The organism is Serratia sp. CY71090, assembly GCF_052166845.1.
GTDB classification, from domain to species: domain Bacteria; phylum Pseudomonadota; class Gammaproteobacteria; order Enterobacterales; family Enterobacteriaceae; genus Serratia; species Serratia nematodiphila.
The window spans coordinates 227,794-246,656 of sequence record NZ_JBJNOA010000004.1 but is presented as its reverse complement, the minus strand read 5'-3'; the positions used below and the strand labels follow the sequence as shown (position 1 = coordinate 246,656).

Here is an 18,863-nt window from a genome sequence, read left to right as displayed (position 1 = left end):
CAACGGCAGAACGCCGTCGGCGCCGGCGCCGACGACATTATCGAAACCGGCATCATGTATCAGTTCTGACCCGATACCGGCCGCAGCGCGCTCTGCGGCCGGTTCATTATTTGTCTTGCGCCCGCCCTGTTATTCTCTCGTTTAATTCAGGTTTATATTTCCATAAAATAGCGCCTATATTCATTCTCATGATTTTCGTTGACGCCCCGTTTAATAAATAAAGAAAAACTTTCCCGCATTCATATTAAATTACATTTTGCCGCGATAATTCCGCCTAACCACATTGAATCACAGACAATATCACGCGTATTATGGCCACACGAAAAATAACGGGGAAATGATATGGACGGCGACAGTTGGTTGTTTATTTTATTGTTGGAATCGCTGAGGTCACAGGAGCAATAGTCATCCCATTGCATCCTGAAAGTGTCAGGATATGCGTCAGTTACCACATCCCTTCGCTTTACCCCTTCAGCGCATGGCCTCCGCGCACGCCGCTCCGGCGCGCCTGACAGGCTAATCCTTCCAGCATACGCTTATTAACAGTCCGATAACGCTCAGGCTTATTTGCGCTCGCATTTATTTTACCCCTGCGCGGCGATAACTATCGGCCATTTTTCCATGCTCATATTTTTAATTGAGTGGAGAAACATCATGATGGTAAAAAAAACCACGCTGCTGACGGTTAATAACGCCAGCAAAAGCGTTCAGCCTACCGGTAAAGAAAAACGCCTGGTGCTGAATGAAATCAACCTGCGCCTCTACGATAACGAGGTCGTCAGCATTTTGGGGCAGTCCGGCTCGGGCAAATCCACCCTGCTGCGCATACTTTCCGGCCTGATCGCGCCGGATCTGGGCACCGTGATGCTGGGGGATAAAAAAGTCTCGGGGCCGAATCCGCAGATCAACATGGTGTTCCAGACCTTCGCCATTTTCCCGTGGCTGAACGTCTATCAAAATATCGCCTTCGGGCTGCAGGCGCAGGATCTGCCGCCGCAGGTGGTCGAAACCCAGACGCTGAAAATGCTCGATCTGGTCGGTCTCGCGCCCTACCGCGACGCCTACCCGCGCGAGCTTTCCGGCGGCATGCGCCAGCGGGTCGGCTTTGCGCGCGCGCTGGCGGTAGAACCGATGCTGCTGTTGCTGGATGAGCCGTTTTCCGCGCTGGACGTCTATACCGGCGAACACCTGCGCAGCGATCTGCTGCGCATCTGGAGCACGCGCCAGATCAAAACCCGCTCCATCGTGCTGGTGACCCACAGCGTAGAGGAAGCGGTAATGATGTCTGATCGCATCCTCCTGCTGGGCGCCGGCACCCTCGACGGCTGCTATCACATCGCGCAGCGCCGCGAGACGCGTACCCGCGAGGGGATGCAGCCGCTGACGGACAAAATCAGCGAGACGCTCAGCCGGCAGATCGCCGCCGCGCACTGAGCGCCGCCCTGGCCTGGCGGGACGGATCCCGCCAACTTAACTACCTGTTTATCAAGAGTCACCCCGCCACGGGTGGCTCATGATAAGCGGATAATACATCGAGTTATTATCATGCATTTCATTCATACACTGCTGACGCTGCTGACCGCGTCCGTCCTGGGCGCCGCCATCGGCTACGAAAGACAATTCCGCCAGCGCACCGCCGGGCTGCGCACCAATACGCTGGTGGCCACCAGCGCGGCGATTTTCGTCCACCTGGCCATGACCATCGACGGCAGCGGCGGCGCGGTGCGCGTCATCTCCTACGTGGTCTCCGGCGTCGGCTTTCTCGGCGCCGGGGCCATCATGAAAGAAGGGATGAACATCCGCGGCCTGAACACCGCCGCCACGCTCTGGGGCTCCGCGGCGGTCGGCGCCTGCGCCGGCTGCGGCCTGTACGGCGATGCGCTGGCCGCCACGCTGTTCGTGCTCGCCGCCAACACCCTGCTGCGCCCTCTGGTCAATATGGTCAACAAACAGCCCTTCAATGACGTTAACGGCGAATCCACCTACCAGATTTGCGTCATTGCCTTCGAGCATGAACAGCGTGAAGCGCTGGCCAAATTCAAACAGGTGCTGCAAGGAGAAAACTGCTTTATCTCGCATCTGGATATCGAACCCTTTGGCGACGACGACGTGGAGATCACCGCCACGCTGATGCCGGCCTCCGTCACCACGCCGGTGCTCGACCAGACCATCAATAAACTGCTGAACGACAGCATGATGAAACAGGCCTATTACAGCCGCATCGCCGGCTCCGGCTAATGCCGTTCACTTCCAGGGAGATTCACCATGAAAACCATGCCAAAACTGGCTCATCTGACGATGTTCAAAGACATCGTTCACTGCGGAAGTTTGCACGATGCCGCGAAAAAACTGGCCGTCTCGCAACCGACGCTCAGCCGGGTGCTCAAAGAGCTGGAAATGTCCATCGGCGCGCGGTTGCTGGAGCGCAGCAACCGCGGCGTGCGCCTGACGGCGGTCGGCGAGTTGTTTTACCGGCGGATAGACGCCGCCACCAATCAGTTGCTCAGCGCGTTTGACGAGCTGCGCGGCATGAGCGCCGGCGGCGAGAAGCGCCTGCGGGTGGGGATGAGCGTCGATCCGCTGCTGTGCTACCTGCCTCAGGTGCTCGAAGGCTTCAACCGCCGCTACCCGCATACCCGGGTGACGGTGGTGGAAGACGGCCCGGAAGGCCTGCTCGCCCGGCTGAGAAACTGCGAGCTGGATTTGGCGGTCAGCAGCCTGAACGGCGCGGCGGGCGGCGCCGATCTAGCCATGCAGGCGCTGAAGAGCGAGCGCTTCTCGCTCTATCAAGGGGGCGACCTGACCGCCGCCGGGCAGCCGCCGGCCGAAGCCAAATGGGTGGTGCCGCGCTCCAGCTCGGTGGGGCACGCCGCCATCCGCGAGATCGCCGAGCGTTACACGCCGCACGGCCAGATCGTCGAGACCGACTCCTTTCTGGCGACCTGGTGCCTGGTCAGGCAGCAGGGCTATATCGCGCTGCTGAGCGATCGGGTCGTCGCGCACTACGCCCCGCAGCTGCACCTGCAGAAAATCCCGACGCAGGGGATCGACATCAGCGCGCGCTTTTATGTCTTTACCCGCCATGAGCCAGCCACGCCGCCGCTCAGCGCCGCCTTTATCCACCTGCTGCAAACCCTGCAAACGGGTTGAACGCTCAGGCCGCCGCCCGCTGGCGCTCCAGTTCGCGCACCAGCGGGATCACTTCGCGGCCGAAGTACTCCACCTCTTCCTGGAAGTGCAGAAACGCCAGCAACAGCAGATCCACCCCGGCGTCTTTTAACGCGATGATGCGCTCGGCGATCTGCTGCGGCGTGCCGATCAGGTTGGTTTTAAAGCCGTCGTTGTACTGCACCAGATCCTCAAACGAGGATTTGGCCCAGTTGCCCTCGCCCTCGGGCGAGGCCGCCCCGGCGTTCTTCACCTCGTGGCCGAATCCTTGCACCGCCTCCGGGTTGGCGTGATCGATAATCTCCTGCAGCACTGCCTGCGCTTCCTGCTCGGTATCGCGGGCAATGACGAAGCCGTTCACCCCCACCTTGACCCGGTGCTGGTTGGCCCTGGCCTTGGTCTGCAGATCGTCCACCTGCTGGCGAATGCCCTCCACGCTGTTGCCGTTGGTGAAGTACCAGTCCGAAACCCGCGCCGCCATGTCGCGCGCCGCCCGCGAGCTGCCGCCCTGGAAGATCTCCGGCAGCGGATCCAGCGGCTTGGGCTTCAGCGAGTAGTCGCGATAGCGATAAAAATCGCCGGCGAAGGTGAAGCTGGGCTCAGTCCAGATGCCGTGCAGGCAGCGGATAAACTCTTCCGAGCGCAGGTAGCGCTCCTCATGATCCAGCCACGGCTCGCCGATGGCCTTGAACTCGCCGCGGAACCAGCCGCTGACAATGTTCACCGCGATGCGCGCGTTGGAAAGATGGCTGATGGTGGCGATCTGTTTGGCCGCCAGCGTGGGGTTCCACGGCCCCGGCAGCAGTGCGGCGATCACTTTCAGTTTCTCGGTGGAATCCAGCAGCGCCTGTGAGAACGACACCGATTCGTGCTGGTTCTCCGCGCCGTAACCGGCGGTGAAGCGGATCTGGGTAAGCGCGTAGTCGAAACCGGCGCGCTCGGCAATCTGCGCCAGCTTGCGGTTATAGCCGATGTCCCAACCGGTGCGCTGCGGGATGTTGCTGATCACCAGACCGCCGGAGACGTTCGGCACCCAGTAGGCGAACTGAATAGGCTGCTGCGAGTGGTTTGCTGCTGACATGCTTCTCTCCCTCTGCTCGTTGGCGCCGTGATGCGGCACGCATATAACCATTATCGATTTACAAATATTGAAAACCTTGTTTTGGTTATAAATCCGATAGCAGAATGCGTGCCAACCGCCGCGTTAAGGCATCTGGCTGATAAACCGAGGGTTTAAAGCCGGCGGGTTAAAGCGGGTGCTGCATTGGCAACAACAACTGGCGGGCGGCTGTTGGTTATGCAGCAAACCGCTTACCCCGCCAATCCAACCGTTCAGCCGGCGGATCTGACCGCTGAGCGAAATACGCCTGTCTTCCCCCCTTACCCCCGGCGATGATGAGCTGTTCCTAAACCCGCCTTACCTCGGGAAAGACGCTACGGCTCACCGCGCCACTCTGACATCTCTTACAAGCGGATGAGTTCATTCATATTTTGCAGACTGGAATTAAGGATACCTCATGAAACGAGAGGGGATTTTAAAGCACATTCCGTGGATGCTGCTGGGGATACTCGGCGCAGCCTGCCTCGGCGTGGTGGCGCTGCGCCGCGGCGAACACATCAGCGCGCTGTGGATCGTCGTCGCTTCGGTGGCGGTGTATCTGGTGGCCTACCGCTACTACAGCCTGTACATCGCCACCAGGGTGATGAAGCTGGACGCCGGTCGCGCCACGCCGGCGGTGGTCAACAACGACGGCCTGAACTACGTGCCGACCAACAAGAACGTGCTGTTCGGCCACCACTTCGCCGCCATCGCCGGCGCTGGGCCGCTGGTGGGGCCGGTGCTGGCCGCGCAGGTCGGCTACCTGCCCGGCACGCTGTGGCTGCTGGGCGGCGTGGTGCTGGCGGGGGCGGTGCAGGACTTTATGGTGCTGTTCATCTCCTCGCGCCGCAACGGCGCCTCGCTCGGTGAGATCATCAAAAAAGAGATGGGGCCGATACCGGGCACCATCGCGCTATTCGGCTGCTTCCTGATCATGATCATCATCCTGGCGGTGCTGGCGCTGATCGTGGTGAAAGCGCTGGCGGAAAGCCCGTGGGGCGTGTTCACCGTCTGCTCCACCGTGCCGATCGCGCTGTTTATGGGCATCTACATGCGCTATCTGCGCCCCGGCCGCGTGGGTGAAGTGTCAATCATCGGCATCGTGCTGCTGGTGGCCGCCATCTGGTTCGGCGGCGTGGTGGCGCACGACCCGTACTGGGGCCCGGCGCTGACCTTTAAAGACACCACCATCACCTTCACGCTGATCGGCTACGCCTTTGTCTCCGCCCTGCTGCCGGTGTGGCTGATCCTGGCGCCGCGCGACTACCTGGCCACCTTCCTGAAAATCGGCGTGATCGTCGGGCTGGCGATCGGCATCGTGATCCTCAACCCTGAGCTGAAAATGCCGGCGGTGACCCAGTTCGTCGACGGCACCGGCCCGGTGTGGAAAGGCACCCTGTTCCCGTTCCTGTTCATCACCATCGCCTGCGGCGCGGTCTCCGGCTTCCATGCGCTGATCGCCTCCGGCACCACGCCGAAGCTGCTGGCCAATGAGACCGACGCGCGCTTTATCGGCTACGGCGCAATGCTGATGGAGTCCTTCGTCGCCATCATGGCGCTGGTGGCGGCGTCCATCATCGAGCCGGGCCTGTACTTCGCCATGAACACCCCGCCGGCGGCGCTGGGCATCACCATGCCGGATCTGCACCGCCTGGGCACCGAAGACGCGCCGATGATCATGGCTTCGCTGAAGGACGTCACCGTGCACGCGGCGGCGGCGGTCAGCTCCTGGGGCTTCGTCATCAGCCCGGAACAGATCCTGCAGACCGCCACCGACATCGGCGAACCTTCGGTGCTGAACCGCGCCGGCGGCGCACCAACGCTGGCGGTGGGCATCGCCCACGTGTTCCACCAGATCATTCCGGGCGCCAACATGGGCTTCTGGTATCACTTCGGCATTCTGTTCGAGGCGCTGTTCATCCTGACCGCGCTGGACGCCGGCACCCGCTCCGGCCGCTTTATGCTGCAGGATCTGCTGGGCAACTTCGTGCCGTTCCTGAAGAAAACCGACTCGCTGGTGGCCGGCATCATCGGCACCGCAGGCTGCGTCGGGCTGTGGGGCTACCTGCTGTATCAGGGCGTGGTGGATCCGCTCGGCGGCGTGAAGAGCCTGTGGCCGCTGTTCGGCATCTCCAACCAGATGCTGGCCGCCGTGGCGCTGGTGCTGGGCACCGTGGTGCTGATTAAAATGAAGCGCACCCAATACATCTGGGTGACCGTGCTGCCGGCGGTGTGGCTGCTGATCTGCACCACCTACGCGCTGGGCCTGAAGCTGTTCAGCGACAACCCACAGCTGGAAGGCTTCTTCTTCCTGGCCGGCGAGTACAAGCGCAAGATCGCCGAGGGCGGCGCCGAGCTGAGCGCCCAGCAGATCGCCAACATGAACCACATCGTGGTGAACAACTACACCAACGCCGGGCTGAGCATTCTGTTCCTGCTGGTGGTGTACAGCATCATCTTCTACGGGGTGAAAACCGCGATGGCGGCGCACAAGAACCCGAAACGCACCGACCAGGAAACGCCTTACGTGCCGGTGCCGCAGGCCGCGCCCGCCGACGGCGTAACTGAGGGGGAGGTCAAAGTTTCGACCCAGCATTGATGTGATTTAACGGATACCCTGCATAATAAGCATTAAGTAGTACCCAAAGCCGCACGGCCTGCGCATCGCAAGACGCCAGGCGTGCGGCGCGATGCAATCGAGATACCCGGGGCGACCCGGAGGTGGGGCATCCCTGCGGGAACCCCATCCCCCGGCTTCCCCTAATATCAGGCTTAAGCAAGCGCTGTAGTGATGCAGGGTAAAGTTGGAGAAGGCTTATGTTCGGAAATCTCGGCCAGGCGGGGAAATATCTCGGGCAGGCGGCGCGCATGTTGGTGGGCGTGCCTGACTACGATACCTACGTCCAGCACATGAAAGACAACCACCCGGACAAGCCGGTGATGACCTATAAAGAATTTTTCCGCGAGCGCCAGCAAGCGCGCTACGGCGGCGACGGCAAAGGCGGCATGCGCTGCTGTTAACCCGCAGTCACAAGGACCCGTATGAAACCCATTGCAGTCACCATCCTGACCGGCTTTTTGGGCGCCGGCAAAACCACCCTGCTGCGCCACATCCTGAACGCCGAACACGGCTATAAAATCGCGGTCATCGAGAACGAGTTCGGCGAAGCGCCGATCGACGACGCGCTGATCGGCGATCGCGCCAGCCGCATCACCACGTTAAGCAACGGCTGCATCTGCTGCAGCAAGTCCAACGAACTGGCAGACGCGCTGCTGGATCTGCTGGACGGCGTCGACAGCGGCCAGCTGGCGTTCGATCGGCTGATCATCGAATGCACCGGCATGGCCGATCCCGGCCCGATTACCCAGACCTTTTTCTCGCACGAGATCCTGTGCGAGCGCTTCCTGCTGGACGGCATCATCACCCTGGTGGACGCGGCGCACGCCGAGCAGCAGCTGAGCCAGTTCAGCATCGCCCAGGCCCAGGTGGGCTACGCCGACCGCATCCTGTTGACCAAAACCGACGTGGCGCCGGACTGCGAGGCGCTGATCCAGCGGCTGCAGCGGATGAACGCCCGCGCGCCGCTCTACCAGGTGACGCACGGCGATATCGATCTGAGCGTGCTGTTCGACATCGAAGGCTTTACGCTGAACGACAAGCTGAACCTGACGCCGCCCGCCCCGCTGTTCCGCCGCATTCCGCAGCCGCAGAGCGACATCCGCTCGATCGTGGTGACGCTGGAGCGCCCGCTGCCGCTGATGCAAATCTCCGAGGTGATGGAAGGCCTGCTGCTGGAATACGCCGACAACCTGCTGCGCTACAAAGGCATTCTGTCTATCGAAGACGAACCGCGCCGCCTGCTGTTCCAGGGCGTACAGCGGCTGTATAACGCCGACTGGGATCGAGAATGGCTGCCGGAGGAAGAGCGCAAGAGCACCTTGGTATTTATTGGTGTGGATCTGCCTGAGGAGGAGATTCGGGAGCGGCTGCGTTGAGCAAGAGGAGACGTCAGCGAGATCGCGCTGTCATGATGAGAAAAAGAAATGGGGAAAACGGCGGCAACCCGCAACGGGTTGCCTGACCGAAAGCGTTATCGTTTGGCGAACGACTTAAGGAACCTGAGGTTCCTCACCAGCACCACGGCCAGTAAGACACCCCAATAGACAAACAGCTCGTATTTCATTTTCTCGCCTGCCAGCGCTGAAACCGACGCCCCCGCCAGACAGAGGAAAGTGAAGAAATACATTTCAAAACGTGGCATGGTCTTCCAGCTGATAATCGAGAATTCCGTTCTCAGGATCAGGAATGCCCAGAAGGCCAGACAGGTGCTTACCGCCGCGCCACCGGCGCCGAAACGTGGCACCAGCAATGCATTGGCCACCACGTTGATGAGCAACGCGCTCAAGGAAGCCAGCATGGTGTAAGCGGTCTTTCTGCTCAGGCCGATGCCGACCGCCGTCGTTTCCGACAGTGTGAACAACAAAGGGAAACCCAGACTCGCAACCAGAATATATTTCACATTCACGTAATTAGCGGGCAAGACAAAGTCAACCAGCCAGGAAAAGAGCCCGCCCAAGCTGAACAGGCAAACCACGGCAATCAGCATGCACTGCGTGACCTTGGTTACCATCTGCTGTTCGCCGCCTTCGTTAGACTCCGCCAGCTTGTACACCATCGGCGCCCAAACAGTAGAGAACACACTTTGCAGGATGCTCGCCACGCCGGCGAAGCTAACCGCCACCGAGAAGATAGCCAACTGTTCAAAGCCGGAATAGGCTCGCACGAACATCCTATCGACAGTGGTTAACCCCCAAAACGCCAACCCGCCCAAGATCAGCGGATAGCCGAACTTGAGCATCGCTTTCAGTTTGCCGTAGTCCAGCGAACTGCGCAGCGCGGCTATCCAATCCGCCCGGGAAGACCACATCAGCATCAGCGATACGGCGATAAAACCGACGGCGTTCGCCACCACCAACTGCATCAGCGTATGCTGGGTAAACAGAACATAGCACAGGCCGATGACGATCAGCGTCATCAGCTTGGGCATCAGTTGGCTGAGCGAAAACGCCATCCCCTTCTCCTGCATCCTGAGTATCAGGGACAAGAAACGGTTGATGAACGACGCCAGAAGAATCAACATGATAAGCCAGCTTATCGCCGTGTCTTTCTGTTCGAACAGCAACGCGGACAAACTGCCGGGGAACAGCAGGAATGCCGCACTGATGACTACGATCATCAGCAAGCCGGGGAAAGCGACGTTCTTCAACAGCTGCCCGCGATCGGATTCACCGTGGTATTCCCGAACGTAAGCCTGATCAAGCCCCAAACTGAAAAACAGCACGCAGAAAGACACGGCCACATTCAGCATGCTGATTCGGCCTACGTCGTCCGCCGAAAACAGCCAGGTAATGACCGGCAGGGTCAACAACCCCAGCGCGGCATTACCGATCGGCCCGATGGCGAACGCCAGGATCTTGCGGGCGTTCACTCAAAGAACCTCACAACGCTTTCAATCACTTTATTCTGATCGGCATCGGTCATTTTGTAGTACAGCGGCAGGCGAACCAGTCTCTCGCTTTCGCGGGTGGTGTAGTTGTCTTCACCGATGAAGGTGCCGAAGACCTTGCCCGCCGGCGCCGAGTGCAGCGGAATATAATGGAATACCGCCATCACGCCACAGGCCTTCAGGTGAGCGATGAACTGCGTTCTTTGCTCAATATCCTTCAGCTTCACATAGAACATATGCGCATTGTGCTCGCAATCCGCCGGAATAGTCGGCAACGTCAGCAGCCCTTTCTCCGCCAGCGGCGCAAAGCTCGCGTAGTACTTGTGCCAAGTCGCCAGGCGGTTATCGTTGATCTCATCCGCCAGTTCCAGTTGCCCCCACAGGCAAGCCGACTGCAGTTCACCCGGCAGGAAGCTGCTGCCGAAATCGACCCAGGTATATTTGTCCACCTGGCCGCGCAGGAACTGGCTGCGGTCGGTGCCCTTCTCACGCAAAATTTCGGCGCGTTTGATAAAACGCTCATCATTGATCACCAGCGCGCCGCCTTCCCCGCCGCTGGTATAGTTTTTGGTTTCATGGAAGCTGAAAGCCGCCAGGTGACCTTTAACGCCAACGAAATCGCCCTTGTATTTGCTCATGACGCCCTGCGCGGCGTCTTCGACCACCAGCAGGTTATGCTGATCGGCCAGGCGCATGATCGCATCCATATCGCAGGAGACGCCGGCGTAATGCACGGGCACGATGGCTTTGGTTTTATCGGTGATCGCCGCAGCCACCAGCGCTGCATCCATATTCATGGTTTCAGGGTGGATATCGACGAATTTGATTTTCGCGCCGCGCAACACGAAGGCGTTGGCGGTGCTGACGAAGGTGTAGCTTGGCATGATAACTTCGTCGCCCGGCTGGATATCGACCAGCAGCGCGGCGATCTCCAGCGCGGCGGTGCAAGACGGGGTCAACAGCGCGTGTTTGCACCCCAGCTTGTTTTCAAACCATTTCTGGCACTGTTTGCCGAACGGGCCGTCGCCCGACAATTTCCCATTCTCCAACGCCGCATTGATATATTGAATTTCGTTGCCGGTTACCGGTGGTTTGTTGAACGGTATCATGTTATCCCTTGTTGTCGATTCTGAATGCATGCCGGGGCGATGTGCCGTGCGGCATCAGGAAGTAAAGACGGCCTTTAACTGCGCGGTAAGGTTCTCAGCGGAGAAATAGGCTTCGATTTTTTGCTCGTTGTCATGCTTTTCCGCCGCGCTCAGGCTGCGTAGCGAAAACGTTTGAAGATCCAATACCTGGATATTCTTTTCTTGAAAGAAGTCCCACTGCGTGGTGCCTGGATTCAAAAACACCGTTTTTTTCAGCCCCAGCAGGGAAATGGTGTTACCCATCGCCTGTTGGCGATGATGGTTGAACACCGCGATATCCACTTTCCCCAGCAGCGCCAGGTAGTGCTGGAAAGGCATAAAGTCGGTTAATGGTACAAATTTCTCGCCAAAGCGCCGCGTGCCTTCGGCCACCACTTCTGCCGCATAGCGTTTATTGCCGTAGGAGAGCGGTACGACGAGCTCAATATTCTCGTTTTTGTACGTTTCCAATATATCGAACGCGGAAAAATGATTGTTGGTTGGATCGGCAGAATTACCCAGCAGAATGGTGGTTTTACCGTCCTCGCCCGCCGCACGTTCATCGATGACGTTTTTCTTGTATACGTTGCTGGTATACAGCAGGCACTCATGCCACCGGCCGGTGCAGCCGTACCACTTTTTAGCCAACTCGTAATCGCCCTTGATGTAAGTGACAAAGTTGCCCATACGCTTAATGGCCGGGCGGCGGAGAAGCTCTGTCAGGCGCCATTTGAAGTTACGCTTGCCGATTTGGTATTGGTAAAGGTCACCACCCCATATGAACCAATAGCACTTTTTTAATACCCAAGGAGTCAACAGCAGCAACAGCGCCATCTTGATGCCGTGGAAGCTGTGCAGAATCACCCGATCGTGACGTTGAATGGCCTTCATCAACTTCAACGTCGGCTTGACGTTACCAAACAGATCCGCCCCGAGATAGTGAACGTTGTCCGCCGGCGGCAAAGCGAAACGCACCTTATCGCCATAGACCCAAAACGTGTGTTCATCGGGATCGAATTTCTCATTCACAAATTCAATGAATGAAGGAATAAATTTATCCAGAGGACAAATATGTACAGTGCTCATATCCGCTCTATATGCAGGTTCGTCCAGTGCCCCGCCGCGCTCCGGGTGTTCAAAGCACGGCGGGCCGGGGTTATTTTTCCGCGATCAGCTGCGACAGATACTGGCCATACAGCGTTTTGCCGAGCAGCTTGGCTTCGGTGGCCAGTTGCTCACGCGTCAACCAGCCTTTTCGGTAGGCGATCTCTTCCAGACAAGCGACCTTGAAGCCCTGACGCTTCTCAATAGTGTGTATAAACTGAGAGGCCTCGATCAAACTGTCGTGCGTGCCGGTGTCCAGCCAGGCGAAACCGCGCCCCAGCAGCTCGACGTTCAGCGTGCCGCGTTCCAGATACATCTGGTTGAGCGTGGTGATTTCCAGCTCACCGCGCGCCGACGGCTTCACCTGCTTGGCCATCTCAACCACGTGATGGTCATAGAAATAAAGCCCGGTGACCGCCCAGTTGGATTTCGGCACGGCCGGTTTTTCTTCCAGCGACAACGCGCGGAAGTTATCGTCGAACTCCACCACGCCGAAACGTTCAGGGTCCATCACCTGATAGCCGAAAACCGTCGCCCCTTCGCTGCGCTTCACCACCGACTCCAGCTTGTTGCCGAAGCCCTGGCCGAAGTGAATGTTGTCGCCAAGCACCAGCGCGCAGCTGTCACCGCCGATGAACGCTTCGCCAATGAGGAAGGCCTGCGCCAGGCCGTCCGGGCTCGGCTGAATTTCATAACTCAGATTGATGCCGAAACGGCTGCCGTCACCCAGCAAGCGCTTGAAGGAGGGCATATCTTCCGGAGTGGAGATGATCAGGATATCCCGAATGCCCGCCAGCATCAGCACCGAGATCGGGTAATAGACCATCGGCTTATCGTAAATCGGCAGCAACTGCTTGGAAACGCCGCGCGTGATGGGATAGAGACGCGTGCCGGAACCGCCCGCTAAAACAATGCCTTTCATTCTTCTTCCTTAAAAATCGATTAACGGGTCAAACCCAGACGCTCGCCGGCATAGGAGCCGTCTTTCACCCGGCTCCACCAGGCTTCGTTCGCCAGATACCATTCCACGGTTTTGCGAATGCCGCTTTCAAAGGTCTCTTGCGGCTTCCACCCCAACTCCGCATCGATCTTGGCGGCGTCGATCGCATAGCGCATATCGTGGCCCGGACGGTCGGTCACAAAGGTGATGAGATCCGCATAATGCGCGATATCACCCGGTTTGTGCGGCACCAGCTCATCCAGCAGTGCGCAAATGGTTTGCACCACTTCGATATTTTTGCGCTCGTTGTGACCACCGATATTATAGGTTTCCCCCACCGCGCCTTCGGTGACCACCTTATACAGCGCCCGCGCATGATCTTCTACATATAACCAGTCGCGCACCTGCGCGCCGTTGCCGTATACCGGCAGCGGCTTGCCTTCCAGCGCGTTCAGGATCGTCAGCGGGATCAGCTTTTCCGGGAAATGGTAAGGGCCATAGTTGTTCGAACAATTGGTGACAACGGTCGGTAAACCGTAGGTGCGCAACCAGGCGCGCACCAGGTGATCGCTGGCCGCTTTGGAGGCGGAATACGGGCTGCTTGGCGCATAAGGCGTAGTTTCGGTAAACAGATCGTCGGTGCCGTGCAGATCGCCGTACACCTCGTCGGTGGAGATGTGATGGAAACGGAACGCCTGCTTGCGCTCGGCGCCCAGGGCGTGCCAATACTGGCGAGCCGCCTCCAGTAAGGTGTAGGTGCCGACGATGTTGGTTTCGATAAAGGCGGCCGGGCCGTCAATAGAACGATCGACGTGACTTTCGGCGGCCAGGTGCATCACCGCATCGGGCTGAAAGGCGGCGAACACGCGATCCAACGCCTGACGGTCGCAAATATCGACCTGCTCGAAGGAGTAACGATCGCTATCGGCGATCGGCGCCAGGGATTCGAGGTTACCGGCATAGGTCAGGCTATCCAGCACCAAAATGTGATCAGCGGTATCATTGATAATATGGCGGGCAACGGCCGAGCCAATAAACCCGGCACCGCCGGTAACGATAATTTTCATAGAATCCTCTAAAATACGCCGTGGTCATTTCATCGCCACATTGTTTTACATGCGCATAAAACGGCTAAAGGCTTTTTCCTGGGTAAACACCCTGCCGGTAATCGAATAACAACATTCCCACCACGCCGCCGCGAGCAAGCCCCTAAAACCAACAGAGCTGCATCGCAGCTCTGTTGGTTTTAGGTCGGCACGCAACCGTCGTGTTCGGATATTGTCGCCGGAAACGCCGGATGGCTACGCTACCGCCCTTGGCTCACAGACGCCAATCTCTGGTGGTCGCTCGGGTATTGCCGCCGGACGGCGACATGCTCAGGCCATTCATCCGCAGGGCCGCAAGGCTGGCCAGTGAAACCGTTCACCGACGCAACGCAGGAAGCCATGCCGAGACAGAAGAAAGCGCGATGCTTTCAACCGCTAAAGGCGGGTGGGAACGGCCAAACTTTCGGGGGATAACATAACGTATAGCGGCTCGAAAGAGCAGTCTTGGGGCGCTCTTTCAGATTATTACTCAGGGTGGTAAGGGGAAACGGCTGAAACGCCGCCGCGGAAAAGCATGGTGGCAGGATGACATCGCTGCGCCGAGTGACGAGGGCTTAGGCAGCCAGCCTGGACCTTAACCCCCCGGACGCATTTCCGGGTTCAATCCCGCTCGTACGGCCCCGCCGCCACCGACTCGCGCTCGATCAGGCTGGCCGGGAAGCTGGGGCGCTTGCTGAGCTCGCCGCCGTCCAGCATCGACAGCAGGCGGTTGATGGTCTCCTGGATCATCTCGGTGACCGGCATCTTCATGCTCGACAGCGACGGCACGGTATAGGGCGCCAGCGGGATGTCGTCGAAGCCGATCACCGATACCGCCTCCGGCACCGCCACGCCGCGCTCCGCCAGCCGCTTCATCGCGCCGATGGCCATCTCGTCGTTACCGGCGACGATGGCGCTGAACGGCTGCCCGCCGGCCAGCAGCGCATCGACCGCCGCCACGCCGCTTTGCGCGTTCCATTTTCCTTCGACGATCAACGCCTCGTTAACCGCAATGCCCTGCTGCGCCAGCGCGGACTTGTAGCCGGAAAGCCGCTCCAGCCCGGTGGGGGAATCGAGCGAGCCGGTGATAAAGGCGATGTCGCGATGCCCGCGCGCGATCAGGTGCGCCACCGCCGCTGCGCCGGCGGCGTGCTGATCGCTGAAGATGCAGTAGCTGTCGTTCAACCGCAGCCGCCGGTTGATCACCAGAATCGGCTGACGGTGTTGGGAGACGATCTCGTCCATTTCCGCGATCGACAGAAAACGCGGGTAGATGATCACCCCGTCGCAGCGCAGATCCAGCAAAAACTGAATGGCGGCCCGCTCCTCTTCGGCGGTGTGCTTGCCGTCCGCCAGGATCAGTTGGCGGCCATTCGCCTCCATGATGCGCGCCGACTGCGCCATCAGTTCGCTGAAATAGTTGCCGCTGTAGAGGGTGTTGGTGACCACCAGGCCGAGGGTTTGGGTGGTGTTGGTCGCCAGGCTGCGCGCCAGCAGGTTGGGCCGATAGCCGGTTTCCGCGATGGCTTTTTCCACCAACGCGCGTTTCTCCTCGCTGACATAGCCGCTGCCGGACAACACGCGCGACACCGTCGCCTTTGAAACGCCGGCCTTTTTCGCCACCTCGAGTATCGTTGCCATCTGTGCGCCGCCAAAATCCATGGGTTCAGCGCAGTCTACCCAAGACGCCCGGCGTTTGGAACGCTTTCGCGCCCCTGCGCGTCGGCACTCACTTATCCCTGACGATCCAGATCACGAAAACGAAACGCCAAAAATCATAGTTCTTGCCAACTACAAAACACCAATACATGATTTTGTGAAACCGGTTTCTTATGGGCGTTTCATACGGATGGAACGACGGATCGCCCAGGCAGTAAATATTCGCCTTTGGGCTATCCGAATTGCTATCTGAGAGACGACACGCCATGCCGAAGAACTACGCAGAGATCTCGCACGCCATCGTGGCCGCCCTGGGCGGCGCGGGCAATATCGAGGCCGTGACCCACTGCATGACCCGCCTGAGATTCGTGGTGAAAGACAAAACGCGGATCGACACGCCGGCGCTGAAGGCCATCGACGGCGTGCTGGGCGTGGTGCACAGCGGCGAGCAGTGCCAGGTGATCATCGGCAACGAGGTGGCCAAGGCCTATCAGGCGGTGCTGGCGCTCGGCATGCCGGGCGCAGCATCCCCCGCCGCCCCGGTGAAACGCCAGCTTACCCTGAAGGGCATCGGCGCCGGCATTCTCGACGCGCTGGTGGGCACCATGTCGCCCCTGATCCCCGCCATCATCGGCGGCTCGATGGTGAAGCTGCTGGCGATGATCCTGGATATGGCCGGGGTATTCGAGAAAGGCTCCTCGACCCTCGTCATCCTCAACGTGATCGGCGACGGCGCGTTCTTCTTCCTGCCGGTGATGGTCGCCGCCTCGGCGGCGCTGAAGTTCAAAACCAACATGTCATTGGCGATCGCTATCGCCGGGGTGCTGGTGCATCCCAACTTTATCGATCTGATGGCCAAGGCGGCGCAGGGCCAGGCGGTGGAATTCGCCTTCATCCCGGTGACGGCGGTGAAATACACCTACACGGTGATCCCGGCGCTGGTGATGACCTGGATCCTGTCGCACATCGAACGCGGGGTGGATCGCATCACCCCGGCGGTGACCAAGAACTTCCTCAAGCCGATGCTGATCGTGCTGATCGCCGCGCCGATCGCCATTCTGCTTATCGGGCCGCTCGGCATCTGGATCGGCAGCGGCATCTCTGCGCTGGTGTACACCGTGCACGGCTACCTGGGCTGGCTTTCCGTGGCCATTATGGGGGCGATTTGGCCGCTGCTGGTGATCACCGGCATGCACCGGGTGTTCACCCCAACCATCATCCAGACCATCGCCGAGACCGGCAAAGAGGGCATGGTGATGCCTTCGGAGATCGGCGCCAATCTGTCGCTGGGCGGCGCTTCGCTGGCGGTGGCGCTGAAAACCAAGAACCGCGAGCTGCGCCAGACCGCGCTGGCCGCCGCCGCCTCCGCCATCGTGGCGGGGATTTCCGAACCGGCGCTGTACGGCGTGGCGGTGCGCCTGAAGCGGCCGCTGATCGCCAGCCTGATCAGCGGCTTCGTCTGCGGCGCGGTCGCCGGCATCGGCGGGCTGGCCAGCCATTCGATGGCCTCGCCCGGGCTGTTCACCAGCGTGCAGTTCTTCGATCCGGCCAACCCAATGAGCATCGTGTGGGTGGTGGCGGTGATGGCGCTCTCGGTAGTGCTGTCGTTCGCACTCACGCTGATGCTGGGCTTCGAGGATCTGCCGGAAAACGCCGCCGCGCCCGGCCAAACCGCACCGGCGGCGAACGCCGCCAGCGCAACGCATTGAGACACCAGAGGATTGCATGTCCGATTCAACATTCCCTAAAGGATTTTTATGGGGCGGCGCTTTGGCCGCCAACCAGGCGGAAGGCGGCTATCGCGAGGGCGGCAAAGGGCTGACCACCGTCGATATGATCCCGCACGGCGCCAACCGCATGGCGGTCAAACTCGGGCTGGAGAAGCGCTTTAGCCTGTGCGACGACGAATTTTATCCCAGCCATGACGCCATCGATTTCTACCACCGCTACCGCGACGACATCGCGCTGATGGCGGAGATGGGCTTTACCGTGTTCCGCACCTCCATCGCCTGGAGCCGCATCTACCCCAACGGTGACGAGCTGACGCCCAACCCCGAGGGCATCGCCTTCTACCGCAGCCTGTTCGAAGAGTGCCGCCAATACGGCATCGAGCCGCTGGTGACCCTGTGCCATTTCGACGTGCCGATGCACCTGGTGACCGAATACGGCTCCTGGCGCAGCCGCAAGATGGTGGAGTTCTTCACCCGCTACGCCCGCACCTGCTTCGAGGCCTTCGACGGGCTGGTGAAATACTGGCTGACCTTCAACGAGATCAACATCCTGCTGCACAGCCCGTTCTCCGGCGCCGGGCTGGTGTTTGAAGCGGACGAGAACCCCGAACAGGTGAAATACCAGGCCGCGCACCACGAACTGGTGGCCAGCGCGCTGGCGACGCGCATCGCCCATGAAGTGAACCCCGCCAACCAGGTGGGCTGCATGCTGGCTGGCGGCAACTTCTACCCGTGGTCCAGCAAGCCGGAAGACGTGTGGGCCGCGCTGGAGAAAGACCGCGAGAACCTGTTCTTTATCGACGTGCAGGCGCGCGGCGCTTACCCCTCCTACGCCGCCCGCGTCTTCCGTGAGAAAGACGTCAGCATCGTCATGGAACCGGAAGACGCCGACATCCTGAAGCACACCGTCGACTTCGTCTCCTTTAGCTACTACGCCTCGCGCTGCGCCTCCGCCGACATGAACGACAACAACAGCAGCGCCGCCAACGTGGTGAAATCGCTGGCGAACCCGCACGTGCCGCGCAGCGACTGGGGCTGGGGCATCGATCCGCTGGGGCTGCGCATCACCATGAACATGATGTACGACCGCTACCAAAAGCCGCTGTTCCTGGTGGAAAACGGCCTGGGCGCACACGACGAGCTCAATGCAGCAGGCGAGATTGAGGACGACTACCGCATCAGCTACCTGCGCGAACACATCCGCGCCATGGCCGACGCCATCGCCGACGGCGTGCCGGTGCTGGGTTACACCACCTGGGGCTGCATCGACCTGGTGGCCGCCTCGACCGGCGAAATGAGCAAGCGCTACGGCTTGGTCTACGTCGACCGCGACGACCAGGGCAACGGCACCCTCGCCCGCACCCGCAAGAAATCGTTCTGGTGGTATAAGAAAGTGATCGCCAGCAATGGGGGGGATTTGGGGTAGTGGGGAAGTTCTAACCAA

Annotated in this window: 15 protein-coding genes; 8 read left to right on the top strand and 7 right to left on the bottom strand. The window is 59.8% G+C overall.

Annotation, left to right across the window (positions count from 1 at the left end):
• Window positions 1–654 precede the first annotated feature (654 nt).
• From ACJ8OK_RS10840 to ACJ8OK_RS10830, 3 genes are all read left to right on the top strand, one after another.
• Window positions 655–1,434 carry an ABC transporter ATP-binding protein gene (locus tag ACJ8OK_RS10840; protein WP_053063685.1) on the top strand — a complete coding sequence of 260 codons (780 nt, stop codon included), beginning with the start codon at window positions 655–657 and terminating at the stop codon, window positions 1,432–1,434.
• A 111-nt stretch (window positions 1,435–1,545) separates the two neighbouring features.
• Window positions 1,546–2,238 carry an MgtC/SapB family protein gene (locus ACJ8OK_RS10835; protein ID WP_019453282.1) on the top strand — a complete coding sequence of 231 codons (693 nt, stop codon included), beginning with the start codon at window positions 1,546–1,548 and terminating at the stop codon, window positions 2,236–2,238.
• A gap of 27 nt (window positions 2,239–2,265) precedes the next feature.
• A complete protein-coding gene (locus ACJ8OK_RS10830) occupies window positions 2,266–3,150 on the top strand; it encodes a LysR family transcriptional regulator (protein ID WP_060558478.1) in 885 nt (294 codons plus the stop codon).
• 4 nt (window positions 3,151–3,154) lie between these two features.
• Here the strand turns inward: ACJ8OK_RS10830 and sfnG are convergent, their stop codons facing one another.
• Entirely contained in the window at window positions 3,155–4,249 is a 1,095-nt protein-coding gene (gene sfnG / locus ACJ8OK_RS10825) for a dimethylsulfone monooxygenase SfnG (RefSeq protein ID WP_274851604.1), read from the bottom strand.
• A gap of 436 nt (window positions 4,250–4,685) precedes the next feature.
• Here sfnG and ACJ8OK_RS10820 point away from each other — a divergent pair, with 436 nt between their 5' ends.
• The 3 genes from ACJ8OK_RS10820 (at window position 4,686) to yjiA (ending at window position 8,263) form a co-directional block, all read left to right on the top strand.
• Entirely contained in the window at window positions 4,686–6,866 is a 2,181-nt protein-coding gene (locus tag ACJ8OK_RS10820) for a carbon starvation CstA family protein (RefSeq protein ID WP_033631682.1), read from the top strand.
• A gap of 218 nt (window positions 6,867–7,084) precedes the next feature.
• Window positions 7,085–7,288: a YbdD/YjiX family protein gene (locus tag ACJ8OK_RS10815; protein ID WP_004953088.1), complete on the top strand. Its 204-nt coding sequence runs from the start codon at window positions 7,085–7,087 to the stop codon at window positions 7,286–7,288.
• Window positions 7,289–7,309: 21 nt separating this feature from the next.
• A complete protein-coding gene (gene yjiA / locus ACJ8OK_RS10810) occupies window positions 7,310–8,263 on the top strand; it encodes a GTPase (protein WP_033631681.1) in 954 nt (317 codons plus the stop codon).
• Between the two features lie 95 nt (window positions 8,264–8,358).
• On the opposite strand, the gene ACJ8OK_RS10805 is transcribed toward yjiA, so the two are convergent.
• From ACJ8OK_RS10805 to ACJ8OK_RS10780, 6 genes are all read right to left on the bottom strand, one after another.
• Entirely contained in the window at window positions 8,359–9,756 is a 1,398-nt protein-coding gene (locus ACJ8OK_RS10805; protein WP_048325933.1) for a lipopolysaccharide biosynthesis protein, read from the bottom strand.
• Window positions 9,753–10,883, bottom strand: a complete 1,131-nt coding sequence (gene rffA, locus ACJ8OK_RS10800; protein WP_021504197.1) for a dTDP-4-amino-4,6-dideoxygalactose transaminase — start codon at window positions 10,881–10,883, stop codon at window positions 9,753–9,755. The genes ACJ8OK_RS10805 and rffA overlap by 4 nt, the downstream gene beginning before the upstream one ends.
• 54 nt (window positions 10,884–10,937) lie before the next feature.
• Entirely contained in the window at window positions 10,938–11,987 is a 1,050-nt protein-coding gene (locus tag ACJ8OK_RS10795) for a TDP-N-acetylfucosamine:lipid II N-acetylfucosaminyltransferase (RefSeq protein WP_033631679.1), read from the bottom strand.
• Window positions 11,988–12,057: 70 nt separating this feature from the next.
• Window positions 12,058–12,927, bottom strand: a complete 870-nt coding sequence (gene rfbA, locus ACJ8OK_RS10790) for a glucose-1-phosphate thymidylyltransferase RfbA (protein WP_015376482.1) — start codon at window positions 12,925–12,927, stop codon at window positions 12,058–12,060.
• 20 nt (window positions 12,928–12,947) lie between these two features.
• Window positions 12,948–14,012: a dTDP-glucose 4,6-dehydratase gene (gene rffG / locus ACJ8OK_RS10785; protein WP_033631678.1), complete on the bottom strand. Its 1,065-nt coding sequence runs from the start codon at window positions 14,010–14,012 to the stop codon at window positions 12,948–12,950.
• 639 nt (window positions 14,013–14,651) lie between these two features.
• On the bottom strand, window positions 14,652–15,671 hold the full coding sequence (locus tag ACJ8OK_RS10780) for a LacI family DNA-binding transcriptional regulator (RefSeq protein ID WP_141561203.1): 1,020 nt from the start codon (window positions 15,669–15,671) through the stop codon (window positions 14,652–14,654).
• Between the two features lie 284 nt (window positions 15,672–15,955).
• On the opposite strand from ACJ8OK_RS10780, the gene ascF reads away from it, so the two are divergent.
• Both ascF and ACJ8OK_RS10770 read left to right on the top strand, forming a co-directional pair.
• Window positions 15,956–17,398: a PTS cellobiose/arbutin/salicin transporter subunit IIBC gene (gene ascF / locus ACJ8OK_RS10775; RefSeq protein ID WP_099032683.1), complete on the top strand. Its 1,443-nt coding sequence runs from the start codon at window positions 15,956–15,958 to the stop codon at window positions 17,396–17,398.
• A 16-nt stretch (window positions 17,399–17,414) separates the two neighbouring features.
• Entirely contained in the window at window positions 17,415–18,845 is a 1,431-nt protein-coding gene (locus ACJ8OK_RS10770; RefSeq protein ID WP_442530579.1) for a 6-phospho-beta-glucosidase, read from the top strand.
• Window positions 18,846–18,863 lie beyond the last annotated feature (18 nt).